The organism is Streptococcus sp. 2106 (assembly GCF_013277315.1).
Classification (GTDB): domain Bacteria; phylum Bacillota; class Bacilli; order Lactobacillales; family Streptococcaceae; genus Streptococcus; species Streptococcus pseudopneumoniae.
Map to the genome: position 1 here is coordinate 1 of NZ_VMMS01000074.1, position 17,189 is coordinate 17,189.

Genomic DNA, 17,189 nt, shown 5'->3' on the forward strand with positions numbered 1-17,189 from the left:
TGCTTTGGCTGCTGTCTTAGCTGGACCTGTTTCTGCTTCTTGCCTTTCCCTTTCTTTTTTCTTAACCTCCCATTCGCTTTGCTTCATAAATATGTCTGTTTTAGGAACTAGAATAGTTCTCAGTACTTGATTATTCGAATCAATCACCTTCATATTAACATTGCCGGTTTTCACATCAAATTGTAAAGTTAGATGGGTTGCTGTCGGATGATGTCGAAAAACATCAAATGTCTGCAAATTATCTATAGCTTCGTCTTTATATAATTGATCAATTTTTCTGCCAGATTTAGGAACTTTACGTCTTACTTTATTAGATTCTGTAATATCATCATAATAGAGTTCGAATATTCCTGGTTTACTATTTTGAGTCAGCCAGTTGTACATACCCTGACCCCAGTAATCATAAAGCTTTATCGGAGTGTTAAAGATTTCATCTGGTACAGGAACCTGATCAACATTATATGAATAGTCCCCATTCAACCTTGATGCCCGGTCTTCCCCGACACTCCTAGCTCTTCTAACGGGAGCACGCTGAGCAGAGTTACTTGTCTCTTCAGCACCTCTATCCCTTTCGCTAACGGCACTACTGTTGCTTCTATCTGACCCTTCAGAACTTTCCCCATTATTGCTTGATGGAGAAGCGTCCCTATCACTGCCAACAGGAGTACGCTGAACAGAATTACTTGTTTCATCAGCACTTCGCTCACTTCCATTCGAAGCTTCACTAGCTCCCTCCGCAGCTGGATCCGATTTAGGCTCAGAACTCTCAAGAGACACCTCTGTAGCATTTACTGTAGTATCCGCCTGAACAACACTAGCTCGTGCTCCTAAAAACATCAATGCGGCAACCGCGACACTGGCGGCACCAAAGTGGTACTTACGAATGGAGTAACGGAAGACCTTTTCTCTGTTACACTTTCTAAAATCCATAACTCTTTCTCCTTTAAAGATATGATTGAAGAGAACATGTCATTTTCCTCTTCGATTGACAATAATATATAAATAGCAACTTACGACTATTTACCCCACTGTATCTCCTATGAAGAATATACAGTCTAGCAGCAATTATACCCCCCCCCCCCCCCCGAATTTTGCAAGGAAAAACATTTGATTTTTTAGGTTTTGTAATTCGAATGTAATAATGTCTTTAGTAAATCGAACGTGAAAATGTCCCATTTGATAAAATAGTCGTATGAAAAGGATCCAACTGAATATGAATGAAGCGAAAAAATATCTTGTGATAAAAGCTATAGACCAAGGAAAGAAAACAAAGAATCGAGCCTGTGTCGAACTGAACCTTTCTAAAAGACAAAGCAATCGTCTGCTACTAGCCTATCAACAGAAAGGAAAAGAAGTCTATTTCAGCAGAAAGACGAAAGCATTCGTTATAAAAGAAGTTGACGGTGACATCTACCTCAATATCGCTGACAAGATCTATCACACAAAGGAGCTACTAGTTCATGAACTCTATTCGAAAAACTTTGAACCAGAACCAGAACAAAAAAAGAAAGACGCAAGTATATCCCTCCACAAACCCATCCGTGGAAACTCACATCTTTCAAACAATATCTTCAGAAAAATAAAAAGGATTATGAAGAGTTTACTAGTGAGGAGCTTGATTCTCCTCAGCTACAAGTATAATCTATTTCTCGCTAAATGGGAAGCTGTTCCTTAAAGGAAATCACTCTATCCCTTACATTTAGGAGAGAGAAAGCAAGGAGTCTAAGACAAGCATTTCATTTGACAAAACAGCTTCAAGGGTTCCTCGTATCAAATAAAATCAAAATAATTGCCCTCAATCTCACCATTTTTTTGGGACATCATCACTTTCGATTGACAATTCTTCAGTGAAATGAGTTTGTCACAAATCTCAAACCAGCTAAAAGTAGTTCATAAATAAATGCCAACTTCCTTTCTCTATCTGTAAGATACTCATCAGATTATATAGTCTAGGAAGTAAGAGTTCTTTTTTATCCCTTTTTTTATAATAGGCGTACCTCTCACTACTAATTACTTGCAATAATACCCGTATAACTTTTACAGCGGTGTTAGTTCAGTTCCTTCATAATATCGATGTTAACTTTTAACACAGACACCCTATCTTCACCTAGAAATCCAAAAATTTTTGTTACTGTATGCTTGTCAATGATTTCTTCCAGTCTAGGCAAGCTAATACCTGTTGTCTTAGAAATACGGGGGAGTTGTAGTTTAGCACTTTCTGGACTGATTTCTGGATCCAATCCCGAAGCCGATGTTGTTACCAAATCAGCAGGGATATCTCTGATTGAAATAGTTGGGTTTTCTTCTATGAGAAGAGACAGTTCCTTTTGAACACGTACTTTTAGTTCAGGATTACTAGGAGCCAGATTTTGGGAACCAGAAGTAATATCCCGCCTTTGTCCACTTGGGTCTCCTTCGCTAAGGTAGGTATTATACTGAATAGCAGATGGTCTACCATGCAGAAAAGCAGCTGACGAAAATTCTTGCCCAATTAAAGCCGATCCAATAAGCTTCCCATCCTGCTTAATTTGACTACCATTGGCTTGAACAGGAAAAATAAACTGCCCTAATCCGGTAATCAGCAAAGGGTAAAATAATCCACAAACCGCCCCAAATAAAAGACTTAGTCGGACAGAACGTCTGATATGTATAAATATTTTTCTCATGATTGTTATTCATTCCTTTCATGCTCAACCCAAGGAAAAGACACTGATTCTTTTAAACGTAAAGCAATGTAGATAAGTTTCAATTTTATTCCTCTAAATATTATATTATATTAAACTAATCTTATCAGGATAAACCCAATAGATACAATAATGGAGTAATACTCATATCAATGATTTTAATTCCAATAAACGGGATGAAGACTCCACCCAAACCATAAATCAGCATGTTATGAGCCAAAACTTTTTCTGACCTTTGAGGCTTATAAGAAACTCCTTTCATCGCGATCGGAATTAGAAGAGGAATAATAATGGCATTGAAAATCAGAGCCGATAAAATTGCGCTGGAAGACGTTGATAATGACATGATATTTAACGATTGCATTTGGGGGATACTGCGCATAAAAATAGCTGGAATAATGGCAAAGTATTTGGCAATATCATTAGCAATTGAAAAAGTGGTTAAAGCTCCTCGCGTCATTAATAATTGCTTTCCAATTTCAACGATATCCAGAATCTTGGTTGGATCGCTATCTAAATCCACCATATTAGCAGCTTCTTTAGCAGCACTTGTTCCAGAATTCATAGCAATACCGACATCTGCCTGAGCTAGTGCTGGGGCATCATTAGTCCCATCTCCTGTCATCGCAACAACTTTTCCTAAGCGTTGTTCTTTTTTAATAGCTTCAATTTTATCTTCTGGCTTGCATTCAGCGATAAAGCTATCAACGCCTGCTTCTTGAGCTATGGTCGCAGCGGTAAGAGGATTATCACCGGTACACATAATAGTTTTAATTCCCATTGCCCGTAGGCGAGCAAAACGCTCAACTAAACCTGGTTTGATGGTATCCTTGAGAGCAATCACTCCCAAAATATTCTGCCCCTCCACTACTGCCAGTGGAGTTCCCCCAGCTGAAGCAATTCTTTCACTGATAGACTTCAAATCTTTCGGAATCACACCACCTTTACCTTTAATATAGCGACTTATAGCATCTGTGGCACCCTTACGTATCATTCCCCCATCAACAAAGTCTATCCCACTCATTCGTGTTTGAGCAGTAAAATCAATAAAGGTCATATCTTCAGAAATAGGAGGAATACTTGCCCCATATTCTTTAGCAAGCTTAACAATTGATTTTCCTTCCGGTGTATCATCCTGTAGAGAACTTAGCATAGCTGCTCTTATTAAAGACTCTTGACTAACACCATCTACAGGAACAAAATGAGCAGCCATACGATTTCCAAAGGTAATGGTTCCTGTTTTGTCCAAAATCATAGTATCCACATCACCACTAGACTCCACTGCTTTTCCTGACATAGCAATCACATTAAACCGTGTAACGCGATCCATACCTGCAATTCCAATTGCTGACAGCAGACCTCCAATTGTTGTTGGAATTAAACATACGGTCAATGCCACAAGAGTAGTAACTGTAATCTTTATGTGCAAAGCGCTAGCAATCGGGTACAAACTTCCAATTACCATTAAGAATATAATTGTTAAGCTGACTAGCAAAGTATTCAAGGCAATTTCATTAGGGGTTTTTTGCCGAGAAGCACCCTCTACCAAGGAAATCATTTTGTCCAAGAAAGACTCTCCAGCACGTGAGGTCATTTTCAACTTAAGCCAGTCACTAGCAAGAGTTGTCCCTCCTGTTACAAAAGCAAAATCACCACCAGGTTCTTTGATCACCGGAGCTGACTCTCCTGTAATAGCTGATTCGTCTACAGAAGCAATTCCTTCAATAACTTCACCGTCACCAGGAATTAATTCTCCTACCTTAACCAGAACGATATCTCCTTTTTGCAAGGCTGTGGCCTCAATAGTTTCTTCAAGAAGGGTCTGACCATCATTGTCAAAATAGAGTCGTCTAGCTGTCATATTTTCTTGCGTCTTTTTTAAACTTTCAGCCTGTGCTTTTCCTCTTCCTTCCGCAATGGATTCAGCAAAATTAGAAAATAATAAAGTTAAAAATAAGATCACTGCTACTATGCCATTATACAATTGACTACTTTGGCTATCTTGTTGAGCATCAACGGGGATAATTGTTAAAAAGAAGGTCAGAACAAAACCAACTTCAACTACAAACATTACTGGATTTTTAATCATGTAACTAGGACGAAGTTTTACGACCGCTCCTTTAAGGGAACTGAGTAGTATCTTTTGTGTCAGAAAGTAAGTTTTCTTTGAAATCATAATAAACCTCATTGAGTTAGAAATTCAGCTAAAGGTCCTAGTACAAGGACTGGTAAGAAAGTTAAGGCTGATATAATCAACACTATCACACCTAAAATAATGGCAAAAGTCCCCGTATCTGTTTTTAAAGAACCTAGGGAATCATTCACATGTTGCTTAGTCATTAACGAACCAGCAATCGATAGCTGAAGAATCAAAGTCACATAGCGTCCAAAAAACATAGCTAATCCTGTAGATATATTCCAGAATAAAGTATTGTCTTTTAGTCCTTCAAATCCCGATCCGTTGTTAGCAGAAGCTGAGGTAAATTGATAAATCACTTGTGATAAAGAATGAAATCCTGGATTGGTAACACTGTTAAATCCTGCTGGCAATGAGACAGCTACTGCTGAAAAACCTAGAATAATCATAGGGTGAACCATGATGGCTAAAGCAATTAAAGTCATTTCTTTACCTTCAATTTTTTTTCCTAAATAAACAGGTGCACGCCCAATCATTAATCCACAAATAAAAACAGTAAGAAGAACGTACAGCATCATATTCATTATTCCTACACCTTTACCGCCAAATATAACATTGAGCATCATGTTAATCATAGCTACTCCACCACTTAGAGGAGTCAAAGTATCGTGCATATTATTCACGGAACCCGTTGTAAAAGCCGTTGTTATTTCTGTAAATAGACCAGACATTGGAATACCGAACCTAACTTCTTTACCTTCCATACTTCCCATTGATTGATTCAAACCCAATTGATGCAAGACAGGATTTCCTCTACTTTCTGACCAAACAATAATGGATAAACCAACAAAAAATAAGAATAGCATAACAATCAGAAGCGGTCTTGCCTGTCCTCCTAGTTTAATAAACGTAGATTTAGTGGACTTATAAGAAACTTTCTGTACAGATTCAAAGGGATGATCTTCCTTTTTCCTAGATGAAACCATATGACCAAAAACAACTACCATAGAACCTGGTAACAACATCATAGATAGCATTTCAATAATATTTGTGATTACATTAGGGTTTTCAAAGGGAGTTGCTGAATTTGCTGCAAAAAAACCACCACCGTTGGTTCCCAAGTGTTTAATAATTTCAAGAGAAGCGACCGGTCCCATTATAAGACCTTGTAAATTGCCCTCCAAAGTAGTCGCATATAACTCTTTTGATAGTGTTTGGGGAACCCCCTGTGAAATAAGTAACAAAGAGCCTATTATTGAAAAAGGAAGCAACACTCGAGTAATCACCCGAACAAAGTCAACATAGAAATTCCCCATGTCTTGATACTTGCCTGATACACCTCTGATAAAAGCCATAGCAGCAGCATAGCCTGAAGCAGCTGAGGTAAACATCATAAAAGTAATGACAACCATCTGACTAAAAAAAGACAAATCCCTCTCACCAGCATAATTTTGTAAATTAGAATTGGTGATAAAAGATATGACTGTATTGAAACTCAGGCTTGATTCTAATGAACCAACACGGGTGGGGTTCAAAAAGAAAAAGGCCTGTGTTCTTAGGATTACATAAGCCACTAGAGCCATAACAGCATTAGTTAAAATAAGGGCTACAGCATACTCCTTCCAAGTCATTCCTTTTTTGTCCACATCAAGCAACTTATAAATCCACCTATCAATAGGATCCATAATGGGATCTGCAAAAGTTTTTTGCTGGCTAGCTATATGGTAAAGATACTTTCCAGTTGGTAATATAATAATACAAGCCAGTACTAAGACAAATATGATTTGTAACATCTCACATTCCTCCTAAAATCTCTCCGGGTGTAACAGAGCATAAAATAAATAACAGATTAATAAACCAAAAATTATTCCTAATACTATCATAGTACACTCTCCCTCTAATCACCTTTAAGGTGCTTATCACACCAAACAATAAAACCAATCATTAACAAAAAAATAAAAAATAAAACTAGAAACATTATGAAATCTACTAGCATTGTATCCTCCTTCAAGAATATAATCATTCTACCACGAAAAGTATAAAAATGATATAAAGATTACGGATATAAAATAAAGATTATATAAAGATTGTCTCCTAAAATAACCTAAGACAACCTATCCTAAGACTTGTTTCAAATAGCTGCCAAGAAATTACAAATCAGGTGAATAAAATTCTTTTTGGATTATTTGTCATCATAATTTTCAATCTTAATCATACGATAACCGATACCAATATGAGTTTGAACCATTTTAGAGTAACCCAATCCTAATTCGATTTTTTTTCGCAATGTATTAACAAAAACTCTCAAAGCAGAAAAATCTTCCTCATAATATCCCCAAATTTCCTTGACAATAAAACGATAAGTCAACACTCTATCAACATTCTCTGATAGAAGACAAAGCAACTTATACTCAATCGGGGTTAAGTGAATTTCTTGGTTATTAACAAATACACGATTAGATAAAAAATCAACATGTAGCCAGCCATTAGTAAAAGATGATTTTTCAGAATTACCGTCACTTTGTTGATTAATCTGCTTTGACCTCCTAAGACTAACTCTTAACCGAGCGAAAAGCTCATCAATGCTAAAGGGTTTCGTCAAATAATCATCTGCCCCAGCATCAAGTGCATCAATCTTGTCACTTTCTTCTCCACGTGCACTAACAACAATAACAGGTAGCTGTGAAAAGCTACGAATCTTGTCAATAATGTCTTTACCATCCATATCTGGCAAACCCAAATCCAATAATAATAAATCTGGAAATTGCGAAATGATCTGACGCAAAGCTTCCTCTCCAGTCCGAACTGATACATAATGATAACCTTCAACTTCCATTGCTAAGGATAAAAGTCTGTTAACGGAAGAGTCATCTTCACAAATTAAAATCTTAACATTTTCATTTTTCATGTAATACATTCACCTCCGCTAGTGGTAGTGTAAATCCAAAGATAACTCCTTTAGGAGTATTGTCATGGACGTAAATAGTCCCCCCATGTGCTGTAATAATACTCTTACATAAAGATAGTCCTATACCTAGGCCTCTTTTACCATCGGATGCCAAATTTTCTGATGTATAAAAAAGGTCAAAAATCTTTTCTTTTGCTTGATCGTTAATACCAGGACCATCGTCAGAAACCTCAACCACCAGGTTCTGATCCTTTCTATTACTCGTCAATGTAATTAAAGATCCTTCATGCGTATATTTAACTGCATTGTTAATGATATTAACCAGTACTTGCACAATCAAGGGAGCATCCATTTTAGCTATTAATAAATCATCTGATAAAATTAAAACAAAGTCATGATTCTTAATATGTTGATCCACATGTTTCAAAGCTTCTTCAATCAACTCATCGAAAACATTTATTCTTAATGAAAGAGTAGTATCATTATCCAATTTAGTAATTGACAATAAATTTTCAATCAGATTAATCAACCACATAGAGTCATCGTAAATATAGGCAGCTAATTCTATCATACGCTGTTTCTCCATAATTCCCCCCGTCTCCATCATTAATTTAGACTGACCTGATATGCTTGTAAGTGGAGTTCTCAAATCATGTGAGATTCCCCTTAACAAATCAACCCTTAACTGTTCTTTTTGTATTTTAAGTTCCATTTTTTGTTGTTCTTCGCGTAATGCTTCTTTTTCTAATGCCAAGGATGCCTCTCCTAAAACAGTTAGAATAACAGATTTTTCAAACAGGTCAATCATTGTTTTATCCTCTATTAAAATACCAATAATAGCAAAAACAGAATCTTTACCTCTGACAGATAAATACAGAAATTTAGCAGCAGACAAGGTGTTTGTTGTTGCTCCAGCTTGTTTATTATTATATAAAACCCACTCAACCACTCCTCGCTCATTGTACTGATAGTAATCAGCTAAGGTCCTCAAAGAATGACTGGTAGGGAAATATTTCGGCGTCTCCAAAGTACCACCTGTTACAGGATAAATCACCACATCACTATTCAATAATTTTTTGACTTGAATAGCTAGTTCTTCTAAAATAGAAGGAATAGAGTCTGCCTGAGATAATCCTCTATTTGTTTGTAGTAACAACTCTGTTAGATAAGATTTTTCAGTAGATAATCTTGCCTGCTCTTGAATCCTTTTTATGAGACTAGAAGTAATCAGACCAGTAATTAACATAATAGCAAAAGTCATAGGATAAGTAGGATTAAAAGAAGTAAAAGTGTAGTAGGGGGCCACAAAAAAGTAATTAAAACAAAGAACTGATAAAATAGAAGAAATCACACTATAAAGTTTTCCTTTTGTCCAAACAGCATTTATTTGAACACTTAATATATATATTATTATAATGTTGTTGGTACTGAGATTCCAGAAACGAAATAAAAGACCTGTTAAGGTTACTAGCAACAATACCACCAGTGTTTTAACCAAATCACTGAAAGAAAATTGCCATTTAGAAAACCAAGAAGGCAACGAGAGCTTACCAACCGAAGTCTCTTTTTTTCCTCTAGTATTATGGACTACAAACATATCCAAATCAGGAACATTCTTACTAAGAACTTCCACAATATTTTCTTTAGGCCAAATAGTTCTGGAGCCACTTTTTCCGACTACTAACTTAGAAACACGGCTCAATTTTGCGTAATCAGCAATCTGCTTGGTCACATTATTATAATCCATAACTGTCACCTTAGCTCCCAACCGCTCTGCCAATTCCAAGTTCTGATGTAACTCCTGATTAGTCAGTTCCCTATCTAAACTACCAATATACAGGGCTGTAAAGTCTGCATTAAGAGCACTTGCTAATCTTGAAGCAGCGCGAATGACATGTGAAGAGGAGGGAGAGGGTGACACACAGACCAAGACATGTTCCTTGGTCACAATACTATCTTTAACTTTTTTTCCTCGAAAAGCACTTCCATTAATCTGATCAGCTGCTTTGCGCAAAGCGATTTCTCTCAAAGATATTAACTTTTCTTCAGTAAAAAAGTGACGCTTGGCCAATTTAGCTTGCGATTTAGAATAAATTTTTCCTTTATCCAATCGTTCAAGTAAATCTGATGGGTCAATATCTACAAGTTCAATCTGATCAGCCTGATCAAAAATAGCATCTGGAATTATCTCATTAACTTGAATCCCTGTAATAGCTTCAATCACATCGTTTAAACTTTCAATATGTTGGACATTTACAGTAGTATAGACATCAATCCCTGCATAAAGCAGTTCCTTAATATCTTGGTACCTCTTTTTATTACGTGACTCAAAACAGTTAGTATGAGCCAATTCATCCACTAAAATAATGCGTGGTTGACGCCTTAAAGCAGTATCAATATCAAACTCATTTAAGGTGATACCTTTATATTTTATTGTTTTAGGAGATAATTGCTCAAGACCAATCAGTAAAGCCATAGTCTCAGGTCGATTATGAGGTTCAATGTAACCTACTACCACATCTACTCCAGCTTTTTGAGCTCGCTGCGCTTCTCTAAGCATAGCATAGGTTTTTCCAACTCCTGCAGCATAACCAAAATAAATTCTTAACGCCCCTGTTTTCATAACATCACCTTAGTTAACCCAACCTTTTGTAGTAAAATCATTTATCAGAAGTCATTATAACCTAATTTTATTTTTTTTACAATAGCCTTCCTGAGATTATATCATGGGACGAGTATGAGTTCACCAAGGGAAAGATGAGTTTCATTGCGCAAGATTTTAACAAGCTCAATATCATCACTGTTCTTGAGGGTAGAACACAAGCTGTCATTCGTAATCACTTTCTTAAGTATGATAGAGCCGTCCGATGTCGCGTCAAAATTATTACTATGGATATGTTTAGTCCTTACTATGACTTGGCTAAACAGCTTCGCTTTCGAATTTCTAGGCTCAGGCTGAAACAGTCTCCCAGACTGTTTCACTCCCTAATGCAAAAATTGTTCTTGATCGTTTTCACATTGTGCAACATCTAAGCCGTGCTATGAGTCGTGTCCGTGTCCAAATCATGAATCAATTGGATCGAAAGTCTCATGAATACAAGGCTATCAAGCTCTACTGGAAGCTCATCCAGCAAGATAGTCGTAAACTCAGCGATAAACGATTTTATCGCCCTACTTTTCGTATGCACTTGACCAATAAAAAAAATTCTAGATAGACTTTTGAGCTATTCAGAAGACTTGAAACACCACTATGATTTCTACCAGCTCTTGATTTTTCACTTTCAGAATAAGGAGCCTGACAGATTTTTCGGACTTATTGAAGACAATCTTAAGCAGGTTCATCCTCTTTTTCAGACTTTCTTTAAAACCTTCCTCAAAGATAAAGAGAAGATTGTCAACGCCCTTCAACTACACTATTCTAACGCCAAATTAGAAGCAACCAATAATCTCATCAAACTCATCAAACGCAACGCCTTTGGTTTCCGGAACTTTGAAAACTTCAAAAAACGGATTTTTATCGCTCTGAACATCAAAAAAGAAAGGACGAAATGTGTCCTTTCTCGAGCTTAGCTGACTTCAACCCACTACAATTGACAAAGAGCCAAAAAAGAAAGGACGAAATGTGTCCTTTCTAGATATTAGCTGACTTCAACCCACTACAGTTGACAAAGAGCCAAAAATCCCCTGGCAAGTACCAGAGGATAAGAGCTTATTTCATTGTTGGGAAGAGCAATACATCACGGATAGTAGTTGTATCCGTGAGGAGCATGCAGAGACGGTCGATACCGATTCCCAAACCACCTGTTGGTGGCATACCATATTCAAGGGCTTCGATGTAGTCGTAGTCGATACCTGTCGCTTCATCGTCACCAAGTTCTTTAGCTTTAGCTTGGGCTTCAAAACGGCTAAGCTGATCGATTGGGTCGTTGAGCTCAGTAAAGGCATTACCGTACTCCTTAGTCATGATGAAGAGCTCGAAACGGTCAGTAAAGCGTTGGTCTTCAGGATTTTTCTTAGCCAGTGGAGATACAGCTACTGGATGTCCATAGACAAAGGTTGGTTGGATTAAAGTTTCTTCAACAAACTCTTCAAAAAAGGCATTGATGATGTGACCAACCTCAGTATAGTGTTTCTCAACAGGAACTTTTTTCTCAGCAGCGATAGCTTTAGCTTCTTCCAAAGTCATGTCTTGCCAGAAATCGACACCAGTAATTTCTTTGATAGCATCCACCATGTGAACACGTTTAAATGGTTCGTTGATTTTTATTTCAGTTCCTTGGTAGTTGACTGGACCGTCGCCCTTAACTGATTTAGCAGCATGTTGGATAATGCCTTCCGTCAAATCCATGATATCTTGGAAGTCAGCATAAGCTTGGTAGACTTCGATAGAAGTAAACTCAGGGTTGTGAGTAGCATCCATTCCTTCGTTACGGAAGATACGGCCAATTTCATAGACGCGTTCCATACCACCCACGATAAGGCGTTTCAAGTGAAGCTCAGTCGCGATACGAAGCACCATGTCAATGTTTTGGGCATTGTGGTGGGTGATAAATGGACGGGCAGAGGCACCACCAGCTTCGTTGTGAAGAACAGGTGTTTCCACTTCAAGGAAACCTTTTTGGTCAAGGTAACGACGGATTTCAGAGATGATTTTTGAACGAGTGACAAAGCGTTCAAAGCTTTCACGGTTAGAAATCAAGTCAAGGTAACGTTTACGGTAAATTGTTTCAACGTCTGTCAAACCATGGAATTTCTCTGGTAGAGGACGAAGAGCCTTAGACAAGTGTGTGATGTGAGTAGCCTTGATAGAGAGTTCTCCCATATCTGTACGCATCACTTCGCCTTCGACACCAAGGAAGTCACCAAGGTCTGCTTTTTTGAAGATTTCGTAGTTTTCTTCACCGACAGCATCCTTACGAACGTAGATCTGGATTTGGCCTTCGCGGTCTTGAAGGTGGGCAAAACCTACTTTACCTTTACCACGTTTGGTTACCAAGCGTCCTGCGATAGTAGCTGTTTCGTTTTTATCATGTAATTGTTCTTTATCGAGGTCAGCAAATTTATCTTTTAATTCTTGTGAATTTGCAGTGCGTTCAAAGCGTTTTCCAAAGGGATCGATTCCTTGTTCACGGAGCGCAGCCATTTTTTCACGGCGAACGATCTGCTGGTCATTTAGTTCTTCCATATGTTCTGTTGACATGGGATCCTCCTAGATTTACTCAAAATTGAATACGATGAGTCATTTTTTGCGATACTCCCATTTTATCATAAATAAGCAAGAAATTCACGGATAATCTTTCAAAACTAAAAAGAACTTGACGCTAAGATTACTGAGCCAAATCACTGAAAAGACTGGGATAAGCAAGAAATTCCAAAATATCAGAAAAGGGATCTGACAATATTTATGGATTATACTTTAACCCTTGTAACTTTCATGACGTGTGCTACTTTTTATATAAGAGCAAGCCAAGCAAATCTAAAACTGAAACAATTGACGTAAAAAACATTAACAACTTGAATCTTGTCATTCATACACCTGATATGACAGAATAGTATAATTTTTAACCTTTTAGTCTTTTGATTTTTTACACCTCTTGCCAATTCTCTTGGTCTTCCTTAAAGCGTTTTAGAAGGTCGAGTCCTTCTGGCGTGATATAGCCTTCTTCTTGGGCTAGGTGGATGAGTTCACTGTAGTTAGAAAGCGTCACCAATTTCACACCAGCATCTGCAAAGTTCTTATCTGCTTTTGGCAATTGGTAACTAAAAATCGCTACAACTCCAAGTACATCTGCTCCTTCGCGTTTAGCTGCTACTACGGCTTCAAGAACAGAACCACCCGTTGAAATAAGGTCTTCAACCACTACCATTTTTTGACCTTGAGCTACGCGACCTTCGATTTGATTACCAGCTCCGTGGTCTTTTGGTTTGCTACGGATGTAGGCAAATGGCAGGTTCATCTTGTCAGCAATAATAGCTCCGTGTGGAATCCCTGCTGTTGCAGTTCCTGCAATCACCTCAACCTCAGGAAAGGCTTCTTTGATAGCTTCCACAAAACCATTTTCAATGAGAGTACGAGTCTCTGGATAGGCAAGTGTCACACGGTTGTCCGTATAAATCGGCGACTTGATACCAGAGGCCCAAGTGAAAGGCTCCTCTGGTTTGAGGTAAACGGCTTGGATTTTCAAGAGGTGGCTAGCGATATCTTTAGCAAGTGTCATGGTATTCTCCTTTTATTTTTCTAATCTAGTTCTTTAATTCCAGTCCTGTGTCCATTCATCCTTGATGGCATGATAAGCTGCAACAGGATCCTCAGCTTGGGTAATGGGACGTCCCACTACGATATAGTCACTGCCGATTTGATAGGCATCAGCAGGTGTCATGACTCGTTTTTGATCTCCAACTGCAACACCAGCTGGACGAATCCCTGGTGTCAGACAGATAAAATCTGGATTGGTAGCCTGCTTGATGACTTGTACTTCCTGAGCCGAGCAAACAACACCATCCAAGCCAGCTTCAGCTGTCTTCTTGGCATAGTGAATCACAGACTCTTGCAGACTGGTTTGGATATTTTGAAACTCCTGCATCTGAGCTTCTGACGTTGATGTGAGCTGAGTTACAGCGATCAATTTGGCTTGACTCCCAAGACCTTCACGCGCCGCCTTCATCATCTCTACACCACCAGCCGCATGGACATTAGTCATATCGACACCAAGCTGAGACAAGACCTTCATGGCTGACTTGACTGTATTAGGAATGTCATGAAGCTTGAGATCTAAAAAGACACTATGACCCAAGCCTTTCAGGTAGGACACAATCCCAGGCTCCGTTGCGTAATAAAGCTCCATCCCTACCTTGAGATAAAGACTTTCCGCTTCTGGGAAAAGAGCTAAAAATTCCTTGACCGCCTCAAAACTAGGAAAATCAAGAGCAATGACTGGACGATGTTCTCGCATAGGTTTCTCCTTTTACCTTTGCTAGTGAGAGAGTCTGGCCAACAGAAGCCACGAAAAAAGGAACCTGCCAACAGCAAGGTTCCACGAAAAATGGGTAGTCTCCACCCTTTCACCGTCTAACCTTAGCTGCCTCTCTGGACTGCTTTAAAGGTTTTCTATTATTCTATTATTTCTACTAGCACTTGTCAAGTAAAAACAGCTAAATCCATGTTGACTGCTATTGAACACCTCACAAGACTCTTTCCAAAAGAATAGTTAAAGACTTTCACTTCGGACAGAGAAAAAGAGTTTGCTTGTTACCCTTTAATTGAACAAATGGGAATTCTGTTTTATTTTGCGGATGCCTATTCATCTTGGCAAAGGGGAAGTAATGAGAATGCGAATGGACTTCTTCGTGGGTATTTTCTTAAACCGATTTGGCAACAATTACCGAAAAAATCCTTAATGATGCTTTGCTAGCTTATTAATCACCGTCCCCAAAAATACTTGGATTACAAGACAGGTTTTGAAGCACTTTTTGAAGCACTTATAGAGGAGATTTAAAAATGTTGCATTTTTTATTGCAATTTATCAGTTATCTTATCACCCAAAACTTCTGCAATTAGTATGAGCACTATTGTTATTTTTCTTTTTTCGTACACTCAAATCAAAATATAGCAATAAGACTATTCTGTAGAATTGCTGTCAAAAAGATCAGTTCATTTTTTCCTTCCCACTTGTGTTTATAATCATTAAAATAACTCAATTAAGAAATTTTCTTTTTCCTAATAGTTAGCGTAATTAAAGTTAATAGAACAACAATCCAAATAAGTAGTGTTAGATTAGGAATTAGAGTTTTATTCCATGAAAATTCCTCCCATTTTGTGAAAAACTTAGTAAACAGTCCCATAAAACTATAATCTGTTATCTTCGCAACTGTCTTATCCAAACCAGATAGCATCGGTAAGAAAGCAACTAAAATCATAGCAGGAAGACTGATAATCTGAGCTACTACTTGGCTCTTCGCGGTTAAACCTATCAATAAATAGAATAAAATGATGGATAAAGAGGTTAGAAGAACGATTGTAATATAATTAAAAGTATGTACAATTGTAACTCCTAAAATAAGAGGAGTAGTTCCCATAATCACAAAAGTTAGCAAAAAAAGAAGAAACATAGTTGATAAAATGTATTCGGAGCCTTTAACACCACTCAACAGAAGAGTTTGTAAATTGTACTTTTCTTTTTCTTCAGACAAGATAATAGTTATAGGACTTCCAACAGCCAAAGAAAGAGGTAAACACATCATCAAAAGAACTAATGCCTGTTGATCGTTGACCTTCCCCTGTGTTTCCATAAGATATTTATAAAAATATGTGAAAGCAAAAGGCACTAAAACTTGCAATAAAATACTCTTATTGGAAAGAATAATTTGACAACGCAACCATACCAAAGCCAGAAACCGTTTAAGCATTTAGCTTTCCTCCTGTTAATGTGATAAAAATATCTTCTAAAGTAGGCTCACATGAATGAATTGAAAAAATATTTTCCAGATCAGCCTGAGATACCTGTTCTAGTGATGTAAAATCAAAAGTTATCTGATTCCCATTATAATCTGTAACCTTAATCTTTTTATCTTTATTATATCTTTGAATGAGTTCAGAAGGAGCTCCTTGCTCAACTAATTTCCCTTTATTTAATAAGGCAACATAATCACATAAAAGAGTTGCTTCATTCATATCATGAGTCGTTAGAAAAATCGTTGTCCCTGCTGTTTTCAATTCTAAAATTAACTCATGAATTGTTCGAGAAGTTGTGGGATCTAGACCTGAGGTCGGTTCATCCAGAAAGAGTACAGCGGGTTTGTTAATAAGAGCTCGTGCTAAAAGCATTCGTTGCCTCATTCCAGTGGATAATTTTCCTGCTACCATCTTGCGACTATCATATAATCCTACTCGCTTTAACAAATTATCAACACGTGATTTACTAATATTATAAAATTTACTATAAAAAAGAAGATTGTTATACAGAGACATTTTCTCATAAAATCCACTTGTATCGCTAACCAATCCAATTCTCTTTAATTCACCGCTTGTTAAATTTTGAGATTTTTGTCCCAAAATAATAGATTGTCCTTTATCGGCAAGGAACTGCCCAGTCAGAATATTAATCGTTGTGGTCTTTCCAGAACCAGATGGTCCTAAAAATCCAAAAATCTGACCTTCTTTAACAGTGAAGCTTATATCATTTAAAGCTATTTTATCACCAAAACTTTTTGATAAATGGCTAACTTCAATCATACTCATTGCACCTCCTTTATATTCTACATTTTTACTTAACATCTATTTACTTATCTTTATCAAATAAACGTCTTAAAAAAAACAATAACATTAAGCATATAACCGTTAGCAAGATTGTTTCAATATTATTGATAATACGATACATTCTCAAGCAGTATAAAATAATTATATATATGCAAATACTCATTATACCTATTTTTTTAAACATACTAATACTCAATCATTTTC

General features: G+C 37.3%; 12 protein-coding genes and 3 pseudogenes. 3 read left to right on the forward strand and 12 right to left on the reverse strand.

Annotated elements, in window-relative coordinates:
* Nucleotides 1–930, reverse strand: a 930-nt coding sequence (locus HT723_RS11655) for a YSIRK-type signal peptide-containing protein (protein WP_240154961.1), incomplete at its 3' end; no start/stop codon positions are given.
* A 418-nt stretch (nt 931–1,348) separates the two neighbouring features.
* Here HT723_RS11655 and HT723_RS08360 point away from each other — a divergent pair.
* Nucleotides 1,349–1,641 (forward strand): annotated as a pseudogene (locus tag HT723_RS08360) (ISNCY family transposase); the annotation flags it as partial.
* Nucleotides 1,642–2,048: 407 nt separating this feature from the next.
* Here the strand turns inward: HT723_RS08360 and kdpC are convergent.
* From kdpC to HT723_RS08390, 6 genes are all read right to left on the reverse strand, one after another.
* Complete coding sequence (gene kdpC / locus HT723_RS08365) at nt 2,049–2,666, reverse strand: potassium-transporting ATPase subunit KdpC (protein WP_001225808.1); 618 nt, start codon at nt 2,664–2,666, stop codon at nt 2,049–2,051.
* A 124-nt stretch (nt 2,667–2,790) separates the two neighbouring features.
* Nucleotides 2,791–4,860, reverse strand: coding sequence for a potassium-transporting ATPase subunit KdpB (kdpB, locus tag HT723_RS08370; protein ID WP_050207957.1), 2,070 nt, complete (start codon nt 4,858–4,860; stop codon nt 2,791–2,793).
* An 8-nt stretch (nt 4,861–4,868) separates the two neighbouring features.
* The gene (locus HT723_RS08375; protein WP_000939242.1) at nt 4,869–6,614 is read right to left on the reverse strand and encodes a potassium-transporting ATPase subunit KdpA; all 1,746 of its coding nucleotides are present in this window, start codon (nt 6,612–6,614) and stop codon (nt 4,869–4,871) included.
* Nucleotides 6,615–6,626: 12 nt separating this feature from the next.
* Entirely contained in the window at nt 6,627–6,704 is a 78-nt protein-coding gene (kdpF, locus tag HT723_RS08380; protein WP_007285010.1) for a K(+)-transporting ATPase subunit F, read from the reverse strand.
* 299 nt (nt 6,705–7,003) lie between these two features.
* Entirely contained in the window at nt 7,004–7,729 is a 726-nt protein-coding gene (locus HT723_RS08385) for a response regulator transcription factor (RefSeq protein WP_000787304.1), read from the reverse strand.
* Nucleotides 7,719–10,352 carry a sensor histidine kinase KdpD gene (locus HT723_RS08390; protein ID WP_000847726.1) on the reverse strand — a complete coding sequence of 878 codons (2,634 nt, stop codon included), beginning with the start codon at nt 10,350–10,352 and terminating at the stop codon, nt 7,719–7,721. The genes HT723_RS08385 and HT723_RS08390 overlap by 11 nt, the downstream gene beginning before the upstream one ends.
* 65 nt (nt 10,353–10,417) lie before the next feature.
* On the opposite strand from HT723_RS08390, the pseudogene HT723_RS08395 reads away from it, so the two are divergent.
* Nucleotides 10,418–11,299, forward strand: a pseudogene (locus HT723_RS08395) (transposase); the annotation flags it as partial.
* Nucleotides 11,300–11,438: 139 nt separating this feature from the next.
* Here HT723_RS08395 and lysS read toward each other — a convergent pair.
* The 3 genes from lysS to pyrF all read right to left on the reverse strand — a co-directional run bounded on the left by lysS (nt 11,439) and on the right by pyrF (nt 14,682).
* On the reverse strand, nt 11,439–12,929 hold the full coding sequence (gene lysS, locus HT723_RS08400; protein WP_050207953.1) for a lysine--tRNA ligase: 1,491 nt from the start codon (nt 12,927–12,929) through the stop codon (nt 11,439–11,441).
* Between the two features lie 385 nt (nt 12,930–13,314).
* Nucleotides 13,315–13,947: an orotate phosphoribosyltransferase gene (gene pyrE, locus HT723_RS08405; protein ID WP_000170920.1), complete on the reverse strand. Its 633-nt coding sequence runs from the start codon at nt 13,945–13,947 to the stop codon at nt 13,315–13,317.
* Between the two features lie 33 nt (nt 13,948–13,980).
* On the reverse strand, nt 13,981–14,682 hold the full coding sequence (pyrF, locus tag HT723_RS08410) for an orotidine-5'-phosphate decarboxylase (protein ID WP_172935024.1): 702 nt from the start codon (nt 14,680–14,682) through the stop codon (nt 13,981–13,983).
* A 318-nt stretch (nt 14,683–15,000) separates the two neighbouring features.
* Here pyrF and HT723_RS11955 point away from each other — a divergent pair.
* Nucleotides 15,001–15,225 (forward strand): annotated as a pseudogene (locus HT723_RS11955) (IS30 family transposase); the annotation flags it as partial.
* 202 nt (nt 15,226–15,427) lie between these two features.
* Here the strand turns inward: HT723_RS11955 and HT723_RS08420 are convergent.
* Nucleotides 15,428–16,135, reverse strand: a complete 708-nt coding sequence (locus HT723_RS08420; protein ID WP_172935025.1) for an ABC transporter permease — start codon at nt 16,133–16,135, stop codon at nt 15,428–15,430.
* Nucleotides 16,128–16,967, reverse strand: coding sequence for an ABC transporter ATP-binding protein (locus HT723_RS08425; RefSeq protein ID WP_000061739.1), 840 nt, complete (start codon nt 16,965–16,967; stop codon nt 16,128–16,130). The genes HT723_RS08420 and HT723_RS08425 overlap by 8 nt, the downstream gene beginning before the upstream one ends.
* Nucleotides 16,968–17,189: the final 222 nt, after the last annotated feature.